General features: G+C 66.7%; 18 protein-coding genes and 1 pseudogene. 8 read left to right on the forward strand and 11 right to left on the reverse strand.

Going from position 1 to position 17,317, the window contains the following annotated elements:
• The first annotated feature begins 55 nt into the window (after window positions 1-55).
• Both LKD76_RS15050 and LKD76_RS15055 read left to right on the forward strand, forming a co-directional pair.
• Window positions 56-742: a PAS and ANTAR domain-containing protein gene (locus LKD76_RS15050; protein WP_227981957.1), complete on the forward strand. Its 687-nt coding sequence runs from the start codon at window positions 56-58 to the stop codon at window positions 740-742.
• Between the two features lie 114 nt (window positions 743-856).
• Window positions 857-1,183, forward strand: coding sequence for a plasmid stabilization protein (locus LKD76_RS15055; protein WP_227981958.1), 327 nt, complete (start codon window positions 857-859; stop codon window positions 1,181-1,183).
• A gap of 82 nt (window positions 1,184-1,265) precedes the next feature.
• Here LKD76_RS15055 and LKD76_RS15060 read toward each other — a convergent pair whose 3' ends face one another.
• From LKD76_RS15060 to LKD76_RS15070, 3 genes are read right to left on the reverse strand one after another with little or no spacing between them, the layout of a single operon-like run.
• Window positions 1,266-2,051 carry a DUF899 domain-containing protein gene (locus LKD76_RS15060; protein WP_227981959.1) on the reverse strand — a complete coding sequence of 262 codons (786 nt, stop codon included), beginning with the start codon at window positions 2,049-2,051 and terminating at the stop codon, window positions 1,266-1,268.
• A 28-nt stretch (window positions 2,052-2,079) separates the two neighbouring features.
• The gene (locus tag LKD76_RS15065) at window positions 2,080-2,412 is read right to left on the reverse strand and encodes an ArsR/SmtB family transcription factor (RefSeq protein ID WP_227981960.1); all 333 of its coding nucleotides are present in this window, start codon (window positions 2,410-2,412) and stop codon (window positions 2,080-2,082) included.
• The gene (locus tag LKD76_RS15070; RefSeq protein ID WP_227981961.1) at window positions 2,402-2,836 is read right to left on the reverse strand and encodes an SRPBCC domain-containing protein; all 435 of its coding nucleotides are present in this window, start codon (window positions 2,834-2,836) and stop codon (window positions 2,402-2,404) included. The genes LKD76_RS15065 and LKD76_RS15070 overlap by 11 nt, the downstream gene beginning before the upstream one ends.
• 632 nt (window positions 2,837-3,468) lie before the next feature.
• Between LKD76_RS15070 and LKD76_RS15075 the strand changes: the two genes are divergently transcribed.
• Window positions 3,469-3,990, forward strand: a complete 522-nt coding sequence (locus LKD76_RS15075; protein WP_227981962.1) for a hypothetical protein — start codon at window positions 3,469-3,471, stop codon at window positions 3,988-3,990.
• Between the two features lie 125 nt (window positions 3,991-4,115).
• Here LKD76_RS15075 and LKD76_RS15080 read toward each other — a convergent pair whose 3' ends face one another.
• Window positions 4,116-5,078 (reverse strand): SigB/SigF/SigG family RNA polymerase sigma factor, encoded by a 963-nt coding sequence (locus tag LKD76_RS15080; protein WP_227981963.1) that lies wholly within the window; start codon window positions 5,076-5,078, stop codon window positions 4,116-4,118.
• An 896-nt stretch (window positions 5,079-5,974) separates the two neighbouring features.
• Here LKD76_RS15080 and LKD76_RS15085 point away from each other — a divergent pair.
• Window positions 5,975-6,739 (forward strand): TetR/AcrR family transcriptional regulator C-terminal domain-containing protein, encoded by a 765-nt coding sequence (locus LKD76_RS15085; RefSeq protein ID WP_227981964.1) that lies wholly within the window; start codon window positions 5,975-5,977, stop codon window positions 6,737-6,739.
• 4 nt (window positions 6,740-6,743) lie between these two features.
• Here the strand turns inward: LKD76_RS15085 and LKD76_RS15090 are convergent, their stop codons facing one another.
• Window positions 6,744-7,487: a TetR/AcrR family transcriptional regulator C-terminal domain-containing protein gene (locus LKD76_RS15090; protein ID WP_227981965.1), complete on the reverse strand. Its 744-nt coding sequence runs from the start codon at window positions 7,485-7,487 to the stop codon at window positions 6,744-6,746.
• A gap of 349 nt (window positions 7,488-7,836) precedes the next feature.
• On the opposite strand from LKD76_RS15090, the gene LKD76_RS15095 reads away from it, so the two are divergent.
• The 3 genes and pseudogenes from LKD76_RS15095 to LKD76_RS15105 all read left to right on the forward strand — a co-directional run.
• Window positions 7,837-9,153, forward strand: coding sequence for a fatty acid desaturase family protein (locus LKD76_RS15095; RefSeq protein WP_227981966.1), 1,317 nt, complete (start codon window positions 7,837-7,839; stop codon window positions 9,151-9,153).
• Window positions 9,154-9,203: 50 nt separating this feature from the next.
• The gene (locus tag LKD76_RS15100) at window positions 9,204-9,656 is read left to right on the forward strand and encodes a DUF5994 family protein (RefSeq protein ID WP_227981967.1); all 453 of its coding nucleotides are present in this window, start codon (window positions 9,204-9,206) and stop codon (window positions 9,654-9,656) included.
• A 53-nt stretch (window positions 9,657-9,709) separates the two neighbouring features.
• Window positions 9,710-9,913: pseudogene (locus LKD76_RS15105) on the forward strand (hypothetical protein); the annotation flags it as partial.
• Window positions 9,914-10,096: 183 nt separating this feature from the next.
• Here the strand turns inward: LKD76_RS15105 and purN are convergent.
• The 6 genes from purN to LKD76_RS15135 all read right to left on the reverse strand — a co-directional run bounded on the left by purN (window position 10,097) and on the right by LKD76_RS15135 (window position 16,530).
• Complete coding sequence (purN, locus tag LKD76_RS15110; protein WP_227981968.1) at window positions 10,097-10,711, reverse strand: phosphoribosylglycinamide formyltransferase; 615 nt, start codon at window positions 10,709-10,711, stop codon at window positions 10,097-10,099.
• A 148-nt stretch (window positions 10,712-10,859) separates the two neighbouring features.
• Window positions 10,860-11,345 carry a GNAT family N-acetyltransferase gene (locus LKD76_RS15115; protein ID WP_227981969.1) on the reverse strand — a complete coding sequence of 162 codons (486 nt, stop codon included), beginning with the start codon at window positions 11,343-11,345 and terminating at the stop codon, window positions 10,860-10,862.
• 37 nt (window positions 11,346-11,382) lie between these two features.
• Window positions 11,383-12,486, reverse strand: a complete 1,104-nt coding sequence (locus LKD76_RS15120; protein WP_227981970.1) for an alkane 1-monooxygenase — start codon at window positions 12,484-12,486, stop codon at window positions 11,383-11,385.
• A gap of 617 nt (window positions 12,487-13,103) precedes the next feature.
• Complete coding sequence (locus tag LKD76_RS15125; RefSeq protein WP_227981971.1) at window positions 13,104-14,006, reverse strand: SDR family oxidoreductase; 903 nt, start codon at window positions 14,004-14,006, stop codon at window positions 13,104-13,106.
• A gap of 12 nt (window positions 14,007-14,018) precedes the next feature.
• On the reverse strand, window positions 14,019-15,479 hold the full coding sequence (locus LKD76_RS15130) for a flavin-containing monooxygenase (RefSeq protein WP_227981972.1): 1,461 nt from the start codon (window positions 15,477-15,479) through the stop codon (window positions 14,019-14,021).
• Between the two features lie 103 nt (window positions 15,480-15,582).
• Window positions 15,583-16,530: a patatin-like phospholipase family protein gene (locus LKD76_RS15135; RefSeq protein WP_227981973.1), complete on the reverse strand. Its 948-nt coding sequence runs from the start codon at window positions 16,528-16,530 to the stop codon at window positions 15,583-15,585.
• A 152-nt stretch (window positions 16,531-16,682) separates the two neighbouring features.
• On the opposite strand from LKD76_RS15135, the gene LKD76_RS15140 reads away from it, so the two are divergent.
• Window positions 16,683-17,303, forward strand: coding sequence for a TetR/AcrR family transcriptional regulator (locus tag LKD76_RS15140; protein WP_227985252.1), 621 nt, complete (start codon window positions 16,683-16,685; stop codon window positions 17,301-17,303).
• The last annotated feature ends 14 nt before the right edge of the window (window positions 17,304-17,317 follow it).

The raw sequence follows: 17,317 nt of genomic DNA on the forward strand, positions 1-17,317 counted from the left end.
ATTCCCATGGCTCGAAGGGGACGAATCGCGCGCTCTCGCGGTCATAATCGACTCTATGCGTCGCACCGATCCGACCAGCACCAACAATGCTCGCCCGGTTGTTTCGCTCGCTGCCGAAGTGCCGCGGGTGGGGTCGTTCAGGTTCTGGTTCGCGACGCGGCGCTGGGAGTGGGCGGAGGAGGTCTACCGGATGCACGGCTACGCCCCGGGCGAGGTCGTGCCGACCACCGAACTGCTGCTGGCGCACAAGCATCCCGACGACCGCGACGAGGTCGCCAAGACCATCGCACGGGCGATCGAGCTGGGGGAATCCTTTTCCAGCCGGCACCGCTTCGTCGACACTGGCGGTGGGGTCCATCAGGTGCTGGTGGTCGCCGACCGCATCTACGACGACAGCGGCACGGTCACCGGCACGACCGGCTTCTATATCGATCTGACCGACACCCTCGCCGAGACCGAACGCGTGACCCTGTCCGCGATGCTTCCCGATGTCATCGAACACCGGGCGGTGATCGAGCAGGCCAAGGGGGTGTTGATGTACATCTACCGAATCAGTTCCACGCAGGCGTTCAAGGTGCTGGCTTGGCGTTCACAGGAAACCAACACCAAACTCCGCGACCTGGCGGCCCAGCTCGTCGACGACCTCGCGGAGGCGCCGGCACTGCAACCGGATGCTGTCACCGCCTTCGATCATTTGCTGCTCACCGCCCACACCCGCATACCCGGCACCGGGTGGCGCTGATCGGGCCGTGGGCATCGCTCGATCAGCGGGCGGTGTCGTTCGCCTTCGAGGGGGTAGTCGACCACGTGCAGGCGATGCCCGAAACAACACGGTTATCCCGACAGGAGGTATGTGATGCCGAAGGAATGGACCGCGAAACAGGAACGCGAATACGAGCACATCCGCGAATCGGAGAAGTCTCGCGGTGCGAGCGACAAGCGGGCCAAGGAGATCGGCGCGCGGACTGTGAACAAGAACCGTGCCCGGTCCGGCCAGTCACGCAGCGCCAGCCGATCCTCGGTCCAGGACCTCTCACCGCAGCGCCGGGGCGGGAAACGCTCGCATTCCGGTGCGCAGGGTCCCACCTACGACCAGCTGTACAACGAGGCTCGCCAGCGCAATATCGATGGCCGTTCCAAGATGAACAAGTCTCAGCTCGCCCACGCTCTCGGTCGCGACTGACTCGGCGTTCGTCCGGGTCGGTGAATTCGCCGCCGCCGACACCGCCGGCGCAGCGTGCGCGCTGACGCCGGCGGGCGGACGGTCACTGCGGCGGGTGTGCGCAGCAGTCGTGCGGTGTTTGCCGCTGTCCGCGGCCGGCGACACCGCCGTCGATGGCGGTGGCGACGCGATCCAGCCAGTCCGTTCCGGTCTCGTCGACTGCGGCGGCGTATCCGTCGTTCCAGTTCCACCACTCGTAAGGCGGTGTCCGAGGGTAGCCCTCGGGCGAATCCTCCCAGTTCTCCTGTCGTCCGAGGGCCGTCATGTCCAGGTAGCTCCAGGTGTTTCCGAAGGACTCGTCGCCACGCCGGTTGATGAAATACGTGCGATAGACCCGGTCGCCCTCGCGGATGAAGGCGTTGGTGCCGTGCCATTCGTCGACGCCGAAGTCCACGTCGAACTGGTCGGTGATGGTGTACCAGGGGATCGGTGACCAGCCCATCCGGGCCTTCACCTTCTCGATCTCGGGTTGCGGTGCGCGCGAGGCGAATGCGAGCGTGGTGTCGCGGGCGTTGAGGTGCGCGAGATTGCCGACGTGGTCGGCGATCATCGAGCAGCCGCGGCAGGCGTGATCGGGCCAGCCGACCACGCCGGGCTCGAAGAATGCGCGATAGACGATCAGCTGGCGGCGGCCCTGGAACAGGTCGAGCAGACTCGCCGCGCCGTCGGGTCCGTCGAACGTGTACTGCTTGTCGACGGCCAGCCACGGCATGCGGCGGCGTTGGGCCGCCAGGGCGTCGTGGGCGCGCATCACCTCCTTCTCTTGCGCCAGTAGCTCCAAACGCGCTGTCTCCCACTCGTTCACGGAAACGATCGGCGGTGTCTTCATCGCGGTGTCCTGTTCGGTGTCGGATCGATCAGTCTCGATCGAGGATGTTCTTCAACGCGTCGAGCGGGCCGTCCCAGTCCCGCGCCAGCGCGGCGAGGAATTGTTGCGCCACCTGCATCGGCGCGGAACGCAATCGGTAACGCACCCGGCGGCGCTCTCCCGGCTCCGCGGTGACCAGCCCGGCGTCGGACAGCAACGTCAGATGTTTGGCGATCGCCTGGCGGGTGATCGGCAGCCGAGCCGCCAGGTCGGTCGCCGTGGCGGGCCCGGCGGAGGCCAGCGCCGCGAGTATCGCGCGCCGGCTGGGGTCCGCCAGGGCTACGAAGACCTGCTCGGCAACCGCCTCCTGGTCAGGCCGCATCGAGGTAGTCGGCCAGCTCACCGAGCTCGTTCTGCCACCCGCGGGTGTTGCCCTCGAACGCCGCCTTGTAGGCGTCCTCCGCGAGCTGGGCGAAACCGGTCTCGACCACGGTCAGCCGGGTGCCCGCCGCTACCGGCTCCAGCGTGAACTCCACATAGGTGCGGCGCGGATCTTCCTCGGGAAGCCCGAAAATGTGCCAGGTGAACCCGAATACGTGCGGTTCCTCGACCCGTTCCACCCGCATGTCCGCGGTGTGGCCTCCTTCGTTCCAGCGCATCCATGCCTTACCACCCGGGCGCAGCTCGATGCCGGCCTCGTTGCCGAACCACGTGCCCAACCCCTCGGCCGTGGTCAGCGCCGCCCATACCTTCGCCGGCGGGTGCGCCAGCTCGATCGTCCGTTCGATGCGATCGGGAAACCCCATAACCACCTCCATAGATAGCAACTCACTGGTTGCGATACTATTGCAACCAGTGAGTTGCGTCAACCGGCCTGTGGCTCGGCGGTCGACATCGGGGAGTGGTCGAACACAACGGAACCCGCGACATCACCTATCGCGACCTGATAGCCGAAGTCGACCGGGAGGCAAACGCTTTCACCGTTCGCGGTCGCGCTGCGAGCGCGGGTCGACGATTCAGCTGAGATGCAGCGCCGGTCCGGTCGACATGAGACCGACGTTACCGACACGGGAAAAGAATCCGAACAGCATCAGTGATGCCCCGGCGAGCGCAACGGCCGAGGTGAAACCGGTCAGTTGGGCTTGTCTCGAAGGGCGATCACGCGACTTTCCCGGCTACTACCCGTGGCTGCCATTCGAGGAAACGCTGCAACGCTGCCACGACGCCGGAGTGCTGCGTCTGGGCGTGCGTCACACCTTCTCCCTGATCGTGTCACACCTGGTTCACCGGCAGCGGCGAGCGCGAGTTGCCTCCGTCTGTGGGGTGTGGGGCACGGGAATTGTTCAACCTCCAGGCTTCGGGTAGTCGCCGCTTGTGGGCGGGTCGGCGTAGGCAATTCGGCCCGCAGACGATGTCCTCGAGGCACGGAAGGCCCGACATGAGCAAGTTATTGACCATCTACCTGTCCGACCACTACACCGGTGCGGTGGGGGGCGCGGAGTTGGCCCGCCGCCTGGCCAGTTCGCATCGCGGTAGTCCCGAAGGTGAGCAACTGCGCGAGATCGCGGACGAGGTGGCGTCCGATCGGGACGCGCTGCGGCAAATCATGGCCGGGCTGGGCATCCGGCCCGCGCTGTATCGCCGCCTGGCGGCATGGCTCGGGGAGAAGGTCGCGCGGCTCAAACTCAACGGCCGCCTGCTCCGTCGGTCGCCGCTGAGTTCGCTCATCGAACTCGAGGCGATGCTCGTCGCCGTCGAGGGCAAGGCCGCCGGATGGCGGCTGTTGCGCGCACTGGCCGAGCACGACGACAGATTCGCCCGCGACCGGCTCGACCAGCTCGAGCAACGCGCACGCCAGCAGGCCGATATCCTCGAGGAGTTACGACGGACCGTGGGCATCGACGTTCTCACCTCCTCGCCGGATCGAACGAAACATCTTGTCGCACACGGTAATCAGTGAGCATGAGCCGTCCGGGTGCCGTGCCTCGCGGCTGAACCCGCCGAGATGGCGCCCTCGCTCCGCACTCTTTCCGCCGGTCGGGTGTTCGATGGCATCGACATGGCAGGTGGAGGACATGGAGGGGATCAAGCGCCGCGGGGCGAGGCAGTGCGCTCGTTGTCGGACCGACGGACCGGACGCGGTCCGGAAGGTGAACAGGCGGCGAAGTGATCCCGAGATCTCGGTCGCCGATCAGCCGCGGCGCGGACGGTGGCCGGTTCGTCGAGGGCCTGCTCCCGCAGCGTGGTCAGGATGCGGGTGAGTATGCGAGAGACCTGCATCTGGGAGCAGCCGATCGTCGTGGCGATCTCCTGCTGGGTTCTGTTGTCGTAGTACCGCAGGGTCAGTACTCGCCGGTCGCTGCGGGGGAGTCGGGCGAGTAGTGGCCGCACCGCCGCGGCGTCCTCGAGCAGGCCGTAGCAAGGGTCGATGGCGCCGAGCCGGTCGGCATGCGACAGCGGAAGGTCGCCGCTGTCGTTGTCGGTGCCGGGGGTGGTGTCGAGGGAGTCGGCGGTGTAGCCGTTGGACGCGATCAGTGCCTGGGTGATCTCCTCGGCCTCGGCGTCGAGTGCGGTGGCGATGTCGCGAGCGGTGGGGATGTGGCCCAGTTCCTGCATGAGGAGCGGGGTGACGGAGGTGATCCTGGCGCGGAGTTCCTTCAGCCGGCGTGGGACGCGGACGGCCCAGCTCTGGTCGCGGAAGTAGCGGCGTACCTCTCCCATGATGGTCGGTACGGCGAAGGAGACGAATGGGGCGCCCGCCGCGGGATCGAACCGGTCGACGGCGTGCACCACGCCCATGCGCGCGGTTTGTTGCAGGTCGTCGAATTCGATGCCGCGGCCGGCGTACCGGCGAGCGATATGGTCGGCCAGCGGCAGGCAACGCCCGATGATCTCGTCGCGCAGCGTCGGGCGGTGGGGGTCGGTCGGGTCGAGGGCCGCGAGTTCGACGAGCCGGGGCTCGATTCCGTCGTAGGGGTCGTGGCCGCGGTTGGCGCGGCGGGCGGACGGTGACGGGGCCGGTCGGATACTGCTGGTGTGTGCGGTCACGGGGGACTCCTCAGGTGCAGGTGATCGAATCCAGGCGCATCTGTGCGCGCTTTGTCGACATGAGTGCGATGTGCCCGCCCTCGGGTGGGCAAGCGAGAAGGAACCGGGGCGAGGGCAACGGCGAATTCCATTGCGGGTGGGGATGTGTCATCCCGTTCGGAACGAGTGGGCCGGCGAATAGGGCGCTATCGCGCGCGGCGATTCCGTGCCGGAGCCGGGCTTGGCGGTCGTGCGGCTTCGGTCGGATGATGGCGCATGACCTCGATCCACCAGTCGGCCAGCGGGCTGGGGTCGGGCCAGCGCACGGCGGGGGGATCCGCGCTTGTCGCGGCGGCGGCAACTTCGCCATGAACGGTATCGGGTGTGTTGTCCATCGGATCGTTCTCCTGAACTACCCGCCGGACGCTGGACTCGCGGTGGCGCCTTCCCGGTGATTTCGACAAGGACCTGTCCGCAGCGACCCGGCGCGTGCGAGGCGGGAGTGCCGGCCGGAGGGGATTGTCGACATGGCCGGCCGGGCCGCGGAGTATCGGTGAGCCGAATTCTCGGCTGATAGCACCGCCCGATGGGCGGGACGACAATCCCGGCTGTGGCGATCGTCGAGGCAGTCTGGGCCTGCTATCGCTCCAGTACACCCTGCCCGGAGCGCGAAGTCAACACTGTAGGTCTACAACCGCGCGCCCTGCGAAACCCCGCGTGGCGATGAGATCCGTTCGCTTGCCACGGCGCGCGGGGCCGACCGTGGCCCGCTGTGCTGCCGGTTGACCTCGGTCGCGGTGCGGCGGGATTCGTCGCTGGTGGCCGGCGGGCTATCGCAAACTGGACGTGACGGTCCGGATCTGTCAACGTTGTAGATCTACGTACGGAATCCGCCCTGAGAACGGAGCGCCTTCGTGATGGCTGAACCCTCGAGTAGTCGCAGGAAAACCGGGGCCGGTCGCCGGGACAGTCCGGTGACCCGGGCGGTTGTGCTGAGGGCGGCGCTCGCGATCGTCGACCGCGATGGGGTCGACGGGTTGTCGATGCGTCGCCTGGCCGAGGCGGTCGGTCGTGATCCGATGGTGATCTACCGACACGTGTCCAACAAGGCGGCGGTGCTCGATGGTGTCGCGGAGGTGGTGTTCGCCGAATTGTCGGTCGATGCCACGGCCGCCGACTGGGTTGCCGAAGTGCGGCGCGTGGCCCGGGAGTTCCGGCGCGTGGCGTTGGCGCATCCGCGAGTGGTGCCGCTGCTGGTGACCCGGCCGCTGGCGACGCCGCTGGGACAGCGGCCGCGCGCGGTCGTGCGGCCGCTGGAGGACATGCTCGCGCTGCTCACGCATGTCGGGTACTCGGTGGTCGACGCGTTGCACATCTATCGAGCGCTGTTCGGGTTCCTGTACGGGCATGTGCTCAACGAGTTGCAGGAGATCGTGGAACGTCCCGAGGAAACCGATGATCTGCTGCGGCTGGGGTTGTATCGGCTGCCGATCGGTGAGTTTCCGCTCGTCCGGGGCCTGGCGCCGGTGCTGGCGGACTACGACGGCGCCGTGGAGCTGGAACGCGGGCTCGACATCCTGCTGGCCGGCCTCGCGGCGACGTTGCCTGGACCGCATCCCGCTACCTCCCGGTCGGGTGAGGCCGTATTACCCGGTCCAGGCGATGCGCCCGCCGCCGGGTGATGGTTCAGTCCGGATTCGACGAGCGTGGTGCAGCCTGGGTGATGGTGGCGGTGAGGCCGGAGAGCAGCGTGTCGAGGCCGCGTTCCAGTTCGGCCACACCGTCGTAGGCCGCCAGCTGTGAGGCGAGGCCGCGTAGCAGCGGGAATTCGGCTATCGGTAGATGGTGCAGGCCCAGGCGTAGCAGGTCGGTGGTTTCCTCCGGCCGGTCGACGATTTCCTGCAACTCGTTGAGGATGTGCCCGTAGAGGAATCCGAACAGCGCTCGATAGATGTGCAGGGCGTCGCTGCCGCTGAAGTCGGCCTGGGTGAGCAGGTCGAGAATATGTTCCAGCGGACGCAGGGTGCCCAGGGGGCGCAGTCCCAGCGGCGTCGCCAGCGGGTGGGTGACCAGCAGCGGCACCGCGTGCGGGTGCGCCACGGCGAGTCGGCGGAAATCGCGGGCGACGAGGCGTAGTTGGTGGCGCCAGTCGGGATCGGTGGTGTCGACGGTCAGTTGGTCGAGCACGTACTCGGTGACGCCGTCGAGCAGCGCGGCCTTGTTCGCGGCGTGCCGGTAGAGCGCTGTCGGATCGTGGCCGAGCCGGTTGCCGAGGCGTCGCATGGATAGCCGGTCGATGCTGTCGCGGTCGATGATCTCGAGCGCGGCAGCCAGGATGACCGGACGGGTCAGTGGATGGGCACCGTGGTCCGCGGTGACGTCGTTGCGTCGATCCTGTCCGTCGGACGGACCGGCCCTGGTCTCGTTCATCACCCGTACCACCTGTCCGATCGCTGTATGCTTACAGTGTAATTCTACATTGTAGACAGACGGTGTTATAGGGTCTAGGCTGGCGGTTGCGAACCGGGTCGTGCGTCGGCCGATCGGACAATCCGGACGACCGGGGTCCGATGCGCATACCGGATACGGGACCATTCCGATGGCCATGAAATACAAGATCAATCACCGAGTTCGGGCAGCGAAGGCGTAGATGGCCGAGCCGGGAACGCCAGAGGAAGCGCGTTCGCACGCCGAGTCGCTCCTCGAGCGGGCAATCGGCGCGAGCGTCCGGCATCGGTTCGGGCGCACCGCGAGACCCGGCAATTCGAGGGTATGGACAATGGCAATAACCGAAATCGGTGTCTACGCGCACCTCCGTCCCGTCGATATCGAAGCGCTCGGCGATGAACTCGACGCGATCCGGCGTGACATCGTCGCACAGCGGGGCGCACGGGACGCGGCGTACATTCGCCGCACAATCACTTGTCAGCGGGGCCTGGACGTCACCTCTCGATTGGTCATCGCCCTGAGCCGGGGCACAGTGGGCTGGGCGCTGGGGACGGCCGGACTGGCGGTGGCCAAGAGTATCGAGAACATGGAGCTCGGCCACAATGTCGGTCACGGTCAATGGGATTGGATGAACGATCCCGAAATTCATTCCGGCACTTGGGAATGGGATATGGCGGGGTTGTCGTCGCAATGGCGTTATGCCCACAATTTCCGCCACCACGTGTACACCAACGTCCTCGGTATGGACGACGATATCGGCTTCGGCGTGATGCGCGTGACCCGAGACCAGCCCTGGCGGCCTCGGCTACTGTTGCAGCCGCTCCAGAACTTCGTGCTGGCGGCCCTGTTCGAATGGGGGATCGCCCTGCACGACCTGTACTCCGAACGCGATCGTGCCGCCACCCCCGCGGGAAAGGCCGCGGAGACCAAGGCGTTCGTGCGAAAGATCGGCAGACAGCTCGGCAAGGACTATCTGCTGTTCCCGGCGCTGAGCGGGCGGCGGTGGCGCCGGACGCTGGCGGCGAACGCGGCGGCGAACGTGGCCCGCAACCTCTGGGCGTACGTGGTCATCTTCTGTGGCCACTTTCCCGACGGCGCGGAGAAATTCGAACCCGCCGTGGTCGAGGAGGAATCGAAGCCGGAGTGGTATTTGCGGCAGATGCTTGGCACCGCCAACTTCGACGCCGGGCCGTTGCTGGCGTTCCTGAGCGGAAATCTGTGCTACCAGATCGAACACCATCTCTTCCCGGACCTGCCCAGCAACCGCTACGCCGAAATGAGTCACCGGGTGCGAGCGCTGTGCGCTGAATACGACCTCCCGTACACGACCGGCCCGCTGCTGCGCCAATATCTGCTCACTCTGCGCACCATCACGAAACTGGCCCTACCGGACCGCTTCCTCATCGCGACCAGTGACGATGCGCCCGAGACGGCCTCGGAGAAGAAATTCCGAGACCGCAACGAATGCGGTGACGGCCGCCCCGGAACCGCCCCCGGCTCGACGGGCCGCAGTGGCCTGCGCTCGGCGCTGCGCGCATTGGCGAGGCAATCGGGGCCGCTCGGACGGAGAAGATCGCAGGTGCGCAGAGTCGAACCAGCGGATCTCCCCGTGCCGAGTCGAGCCCTCGAGGTGGCCGGTTGCGTATGACGCACGCCGATCCGAGGCCGTACGCGGGGGCCATGACAGGAGTACCGACCATGACATCACAATCGAACGCGTTCGAGGTTTGCCGACGGGAGTGGGCGACCCGCCGGGTGCGGCTGGAGTTCGATGTCGCGGACACAATGGCCGACGGTGTGTGGTGGCCGTACAGCCGCGACCTCGCCGCGGAACTCGCGGGTCTGTTCGCGGCGCTGCGGCCGGGCTTCGGGCCGATCCGGCGCGTGATCTACCACCTCGACGAATGGTCCACCGCCCCAGGCGAACTGGTATGCCGCGGACGGCGTGTCCGGCTCGACGGTTACCGGCTCCGGCAAACGCGCACCCTCGTCATCGTCGGGATCGACGCGACACTGACCCTTCGGCTCCTCGCTCCGGCCGCGGCCACGACGGGCGCGGGCAGGCGCCAGGATTCCGAAGACCGCGCGGCGCCCGATATCGAGGCATGGCTCGGAGCCCGGCGGCGGATTACGCCACGGCGCCGCCGATGAGGTCGGCGGGGGCCGAGTCCACTGGAAGTACCCAACAGATCCGAGGGATCGCCATGATTGTCATCATCGGACTCGTCATCCTTGTCGCCGCTGTACTCGTCGGTGTCGCGGGAGTGTTCGCCAACAGCGGCTCCGCGCACACACTGACCGACGACTTCGCGGTGTTCGGCTAACACGTCACCGGTTCGACCGGGGTGCTGTTCCTCTACGGCATAGTGGTCGGCGGCATCGGAGTCGCCGGCCTGGCACGTCTGCTCGGCACCACCGATGTCACCGGTGCCGCGCCCGCACCGTACCCCGGTGATCAGCCGGCGCCCCATCGCCGCGGTCTGAGTCAGATGTTCGGTCGCTCCGGCGCTCGATAGAAACTCCCCTCGTGACCGTCCTCGAACCCTGACCATCGCATCGCGATAACGCCGCACAGCGTGGCTATCGCGTGGTCAGGGTCGACTATCGAGGTAGAGATGGTGGCCGGTGGCGATCTGCTGAACGACCAGCGGCAGGAGAGTGTGCTCCGCGGTGAGCACACGCGCGGCGAGTGTGTCGACGGTGTCGGCGGCGAGCACCGGAACCTCGAGCTGGGCGATCACCGCGCCGGTGTCGTATTCGTCGTCGACGATGTGGACCGACGGGCCGCTGACGGTGTCGCCGGAGTCCAGAACTGCTTGGTGAACGTGGTTTGCATACATCCCGGGCCCGCCGAAGCGCGGCAAGAGCGCGGGGTGGATGTTGAGAATGTTGGGCGCGAACTGCTTTCGAGTTCGCGGGCCGAGCTTCTTCATATAGCCGGCCGTGACGACCAACTCGACCGAATGCTCGACGAACATCGCACGAATTGCTTCGTCGAGTTGATCGGGACCGGGGTGGGTCTTGCCGGAGAGATGCCGGGTCGCGATCCGGTGCTCCCGCGCATACGCCAATCCAGGCGAGCCACTGTTGTTGCTGATCACGGCCACTACCTCGAACCGCGCCGCGGGTTCGGCCGCGGCACGGTGCAGAGCTCGAAGGTTGGAGCCGTTGTGCGAGACGAGGACACCGACGCGGAGCTTGGGCATGAACAGCAAGCTTTCCAGCTCCGGTGACCGGACGCATTCTCCGCTCAGCGCGACCCTGCGGGGGCTGTCGATCTCGCGGGCCTGTTGTCTGCGCGGTGAATTGATGACTCCTCGAGCCCGCGATCGATGCTTCGATACCGGCCGGAGTTCACACGGTGTCGGCGCTGGTGTCGACCCGGGGTTCGGTATGCAGCAGTCCAGGTGATGTCGCGAAGCCGTGGCGGGTGTAGGCGTTGACGGCGTTCTTGGTGGACTGGACGGTCACGCGTTCGAGTCCGAGTCGACCGGCGAGGTCGACAACGGCATCGATGAGCCGGCCGCCGAGTCCATCGTTTCGGCGTTCCGGGATCACGTACATGCTCTGCAGATCGCCCATGGCTCGATCTCGCGAGAGCACGCCTGGAACTCGCGGGGTGATCGCCAGCCATGCCATCCCGATGAATGCCTCGTCTTCGATCAAGACCAGGCAGTGGTGGGAGGCTCGGTGATCTCGTGCCCAGGAGGCGAAGCTTTCGATGAACTCCTCCTGTGGCCCGGGAGGCGTGCCCTGGTTTTCCAGGAACCACCGCCAGCGCAGTTGGGCCACGGCGGCCAGTTCGTCGTCTTCGGCGGGGCGAATCGTGGTCGTACTCATGCGGGCATCGTGGCACGGTGCCGCAGTCGATTTCGCGTCAGCTCGCCAGTCCGTAGGACGCCAGAATGCGCTCGCGCTTGTGCGGTGCGATATTGGCGCGGGTCACGTCTCCGTCGTAGTGCGCGCGCACTCGCGGGTCCATCACTCGCCGCCACAACGGCGGCACCGCGGCCAGCAAGATCATGGTGGCGTACCCCGCTGGTAGTTGCGGAGCCTCCTGAGTGCTGCGCAGGGTTTGGTAGCGCCGGCCCGGATTCGCGTGGTGGTCGCTGTGGCGCTGCAGGTGGAACAGGAAGATGTTGGTGACCAGGCGATCGGAGTTCCAGCTGTCGGCCGGTGAGCAGCGGGCCCAACGGCCACTGGGGAGCCGGCTCCGCAACAGTCCGTAGTGCTCGACGTAGTTGACCGTTTCCAGCAGGCAGAATCCGATCACGGCCTGCAGCAGCAGGTACGGCAGGATGCCGAGACCGAAAACCAGCATCAGCGCACCGAACAGGACCACTGTCATCGACCAGGCCTGCAGGATGTTGTTGTGCACCGACCACCAGCGTAAGCCTCTGCGCTGCAGCCGATCACGTTCGATGTGGATGGCGGAGCGGAAGCCGCCGCCGATACTGCGGGGCAGAAACATCCACAACGACTCACCCAATCGGGCGCTGGCCGGATCCTGCGGAGTCGCGACTCGGGCATGGTGTCCCTTGTTGTGCTCGACGAAGAAATGGCCGTACCCGGATTGAGCCAGCGCGATCTTGGCGAGCCAGCGTTCGGATCGCTCGACGCGATGCCCCAGTTCGTGGGCGGCGTTGATTCCGATGCCGCTGACGAGGCCGAGCGTCGCGGCCAGGCCGAGTTTGTCGATCAGGTCGAGTTCCGGACCGGCCCACAGGTAGGCCGCGATCGCGAGCCCCGCCAGTTGGATCGGCAGGAACAGGTAGGTGCACCAGCGGTAGTACCGGTCGCGGGACAGGCGCTCGTAGTCCTCGTCGCGCGGGTTGGAGTCGTCGTCGCCGACCATGATGTCCAGCAGCGGAATCATGATCAGCACGATGATGGGCCCGATCCACCAGAAGGCTTCGATTCCGGTGTGGGCGACCAGCTGGGACGGGAGTAAGGCACATCCCGGCGCGATCAAGCCCAGCATCCACAGGTATCTCTTGGAATCCAGTGACCTCGCACGCGAACCAAGAGAAGACAATGATCCATCCTCCACCCGACGGACCCGACCTGCGGCCAGATCGGGATTATGACAGATAATAGGAGATGATCTTGAAATCGTTACGCGACGAGGAGATTTCAGGGACGTTTGCCAACCCGTTTGTGTCCGGCCACTGGCTGGAATGCGGCCGTGAGCGGCCGAGAACTCCGGTTCGATTCCTCCGCGAGCGAACTCGGCCGGGTCCCGTTTTGTACGGCAGGCGGTCAGCGGGGACGGATCGTCGACTCCGACGGACAGTGGGCTCACTGCGGTGGTCCACCTCGTTCGCATCCACCAGCGTGCAGGGGTATCGCCCAGTAGAGCCGCCCCGAACCAGCTGATGCGCAGCTACGCCACCCGTTGCGCACAGCTGCGTCCCGCGTTCCGGCTACCGCGGCGGGGCTGCCCGCTCAGCGCACGCAGCGCCCATCAACCGTGTTGTCTCCCCGGGGCTTTCGCTCGCGTTGTCAGGCGTCGGCGGCCGCGGGCGACAGGCCCAGCTGGGTCAGGAAGGCGGCGTTGTCCCAGAGTTGGGTGTCACGCTCGGGCGAGGTGGTCGGTCGTCATCGGGGCCCCTGCTCGCGAGTTCGGTTGGGCGCAGCGGTGGATGCCGCGGTGTGGTCGGCCGCGTGGCGTTCGATGCGGTCGAGGTAGGCGCGGCGGACGGCGGCGTCGATCCCGGTCAGAGCGCGCCGATCGTCGACGAGGCGCCGGACGGCGTTTTCGATGAATCGGGGAACGAGCGTCTGCACCGCGGTCCACCCCGGTGCGAGCCAGCCGGGCACCGAGACCCGCTCGCGGCGGTGACGCACACTGTCCACCACCGCCGCGGCGACGTCTTCGGGATCGACGGTGGGCATACCTTTGCCCAGGGGTGCCCCCGAGGCCAGTTCGGTGCGAACCGCTGAGGGCAGGACCGCGGTGACGGTGACGCCGGTGCCGCTGTATTCGCGGCGTGCGGCCAGCGACAACCCGAGGGCGGCGAACTTGGATCCGTTGTAGGTGACCATGCCCGCGAGCGGGATCATGCCGGCCATCGAGGCCACGTTGACGATGTGGCCACGTCCTGCTTCGACCATGCCGGGCAGTACCGCGCGCATGCCGTTGACGACCCCGCGCACGTTGACGTCGAGGATCAGGTCGGTGGTCGCCTCGGATTCGTCGACGAAGCTGCCCAACGGCATCACCCCCGCGTTGTTGACCAGGATGTCGATCCGGCCCTCGGCCTCGATGACCCGGGTGAGGAATTCGCGCCAGGAATCGACGCTCGTCACGTCGAGGGTTCCGCTCGAGCAGTGCGGCAGTCGCGCGGCGGTGGCGGCGGCGACATCGGTGTCGATGTCGCCGATCCACACGTGGGCACCGCGGGCAGTGAACGCTTCCGCGGTAGCGGCGCCGATTCCGCGCCCGCCGCCGGTGATCACGACGACGGCGCCGTCCAGGTTGATGCGGGAAGTATCAGACATCGTTGTCCCCATTCAGGTGGTGGTGAAGTCGCGGTCGTCGGGCTCGGTGAGCATGGCGGTCATGGTTTTGCGGTCGAAGGGCCACAGGTCGATGGTGTTCTCCTCGGTGAAGTACCAGGAATCGCAACCGGTGTTCCACACGGTCGGTGCCATCGCCTCGGCGACGCTGTCGTTGAATCGGACGGTCGCTTCCTCGGTCACTTCCACGGTGTCGAGCTCGCTGTCGCGGAAGCGTTCCAGCCACCGGGTGATGTAGCGGGCGGTCACCTCGGCGGAGTACTGCAACGAGATCGACCCGGTGGGCGAGTTCGGCCCGAGGACGGTGAACAGGTTAGGGAAACCGGGGATCGCGGTCATCCGGTAGGCGCGGGGGCCTTTCGCCCAGGCCTCGTCGATGCTCACACCGTCGCGGCCACGCAGGTTCATCGGGCGCATGTAGTTGTGTGGGTGGAAGCCCGTCGCGAAGACGATCACGTCGAGGTCGTGGTGGGTGCCTTCGGCGGTGCGGATTCCGGTTTCGGTGATCTCGCTGATCGCCTCGGTCACCAGGGCCGCGTTATCGGCGCCGATCGCGCGGTAGTACGTGCCCGAGAGCACCTGCCGCTTGCAGAACGGCTCGTAGTCGGGAGTCAACGCGGCACGTAACCCGCGCTCGCGGACCTGGGTCGTCAGTGACCAGCGGGCGAGTTGTTGCGCGGCTCGGCGTCGCCACGTCGGTTTCAACGCGATATCGGCCAGAATGCCCGAGGTCCACAACAGGCCGGCATAGAGGCGCCGATGCGCGGCGGGTGCGGCGGCGAGCAGTTGTGCGAACAGTCGCGGCTGCGGCAGGCCCATCGGCGCCCAGACCACCCACTGGGGTGTCCGGGCGAAGTGGGTCAGCTGTGCCGCCCGCGGTTGCAGCGCCGAGACCACTTGCACGCCGGTGGATCCGCTGCCGATCACCGCGACGCGCTTGCCGGCGGTCTCGATCGCATCGTCCCATCGGGCGGTGTGCACGACGGATCCGGTGAACCGCTCGATACCGGGGATGTCGGGAGTGAAGGGGTGGTGCAGCACGCCGGTGGCGGCGATGACGAAGTCGGCTCGCAACTCTCGGCCACCGGCGAGGGTGACGGTCCACCCGTCGGCGCCGTGGACGGCGTCGGTGACCTCGCTGTCGAGCACGAGGTGATCGTTCAGGCCGAACTGCTCGACCACGTCGCGGTGGTAGCGCTGGATCTCGCTGCCCTCGGCCCAGATTCGGGTCCAGTCGGGTTTGGGTGCGAAGCCGAACTGATAGATCTGGGACGGGACGTCACAGGTGAGGCCGGGGTACCGGTTCCAGTACCAGACCCCGCCGACGTCGGAGCCCTTCTCGACGATGACGAAGTTCTCGAATCCGGCCTGCTTGAAGATCACAGCGGCGGTGATTCCGGCGACGCCGGCGCCGATGATGACGATCTTCGGGTCACGCGGTGCGGTCGTGGTCACGGATGGTCGGCTTTCTCTGACAGATGGGCAAGGAGTTCAGCGCATCGGTGGCGGTGCGGCCCGGCGTCGGGGAGACGCGGCAATGCGGAAAGACGCCCGCGATTCATCGGAAGCCGTTGTGCTGATCGAGTTGTCGCCGGGTAGTGGACAGAGAATGTTCGAAGGTGGCCAGGCGCCGGCGTGGATCCATGAAGTTCGCGCCCATCACCGCCAGATCCTCAGCGTCCGGATGCAGCCGAAGCACCTTGGTGCCGTTGTCGCGCAATCCGGTCACCTCGCGGTCGAGCTGTTCGCTCATCCGCCTGCGCAGCTGTCGTTCCAGCGCGGTCGCCGGACCGGTGGCCGGTACCGGTTCGGTGGATGCCATCGGCGCGATCACCACCAGCTCGTCTAGCTCGAGTTGTAGGAGCAGGTCGACCGAGGCGGTCGACGCGGTTCCGCCGTCGACATACCGCCGCCCGGCGATCGGCACCGGCGGGAACCAGCCCGGTATCGCCCAGGATGCGCGGATCGCTTGTCCGATGGTCGCCGCGGGGGCCTCGGGTGACCCGAACGCGACGCGCTGACCGGTGGCGTAGTCCATCGCGGCCAGCCACGTCGCCGGATGCGGGACCCAGGTGCGGCCAGGGTTGAGGCGTTCGGCCATGCGCTGCAACCAGCCGGCATCACCTCGTCCGCTCGGAAGTAGGGCCGAACCCCAGGTCAGCAGGCCTTGCCCGGCCTTCGCCGCTTCCAGCAACTCCCGCTCGGGCAGGCGCCAGCGAAGGCGCGGTGCCGGCGGAAGGCGTCCAGGGGCGGACCGAATATGTTCGGCCAGAACGGGATCGGTGCTGGTTCCGGCTTGCATGGCGACCACGTCGTCGACGCTGACTCCGCTGCCGAGCATGGTGACGAACTCCGCGCCCGCCGACGTCCCCACGAGGGCGTCGGCTTCACGCGGGTCCCAATTCAGGGCGGTCGCCACGGAATCGAGGGCAGCGGCGATCCATGCGGCCCCGACTGTTCCGCCGCACCCGATGGCGAGCCCGCGTCGTGGGGATGTTCGGCTCATGCGTACTCCTTGCTCCAGCCACGTCCACAAGTGGACTGACGTATCATTCCACTGACGGAATGAAATGTCACTCAACTTCGATGGAAGCTATCATCACTGGCGTGGCCGGACCGAAGTCAATCGGGGACAAGCGCGCTCAGCGAGCGGAACGCATGCGCGAGGAAACGCGCCGCGACATCATCGAAGCCGCCTTCGATTGCTTCGCCGAAAGCGGATACCACGACACCTCGATCGCTGACATCGCGACCCGGCTGGGGATCGGCCACGGCACCTTCTACCGGTACTTCCAGAACAAGCGCGACATCGTCGATCATGTCGTGGACGACCTGTTCGGCCGGGTCCTGGAAGCGCTGGCGGCCGAAAACGCCCCCGCCGCCGCGGATACTCTGGAGGACTACCGTGCCCAGGTCGGCCGCATCGCCGACGGCTTGACCGACCTGCTGTACTCCGACCCCCGCATTCCCCGATTGCTGTTCACCGGGCTGGGCGGTGTCGATTCCGAACTCAACAAGCGAATGTTCGGCGTCCTCGACTCGGCCAACACGCTGACCGCCGGTTACCTCGAACACGGGATCGAACGCGGTTATCTGAGCGCCGAACTCGATGTCGACCACACGGCAGAGGCGATTATGGGCATGCTGCTGGCGGGTGTTCTGGCCGTCGCCAGAGATACCGCGGAATCGGCCGCGGTGGATGGGAACGAGCCGACCGAACGGCAACGGCGACTCAGTCGAGCGATCCAGCGGCTGATGTTCGACGGAATCACCCCCTGACCCACCGAACCGGC

The organism is Nocardia spumae, assembly GCF_020733635.1.
In the GTDB taxonomy this organism is placed as follows: domain Bacteria; phylum Actinomycetota; class Actinomycetes; order Mycobacteriales; family Mycobacteriaceae; genus Nocardia; species Nocardia spumae.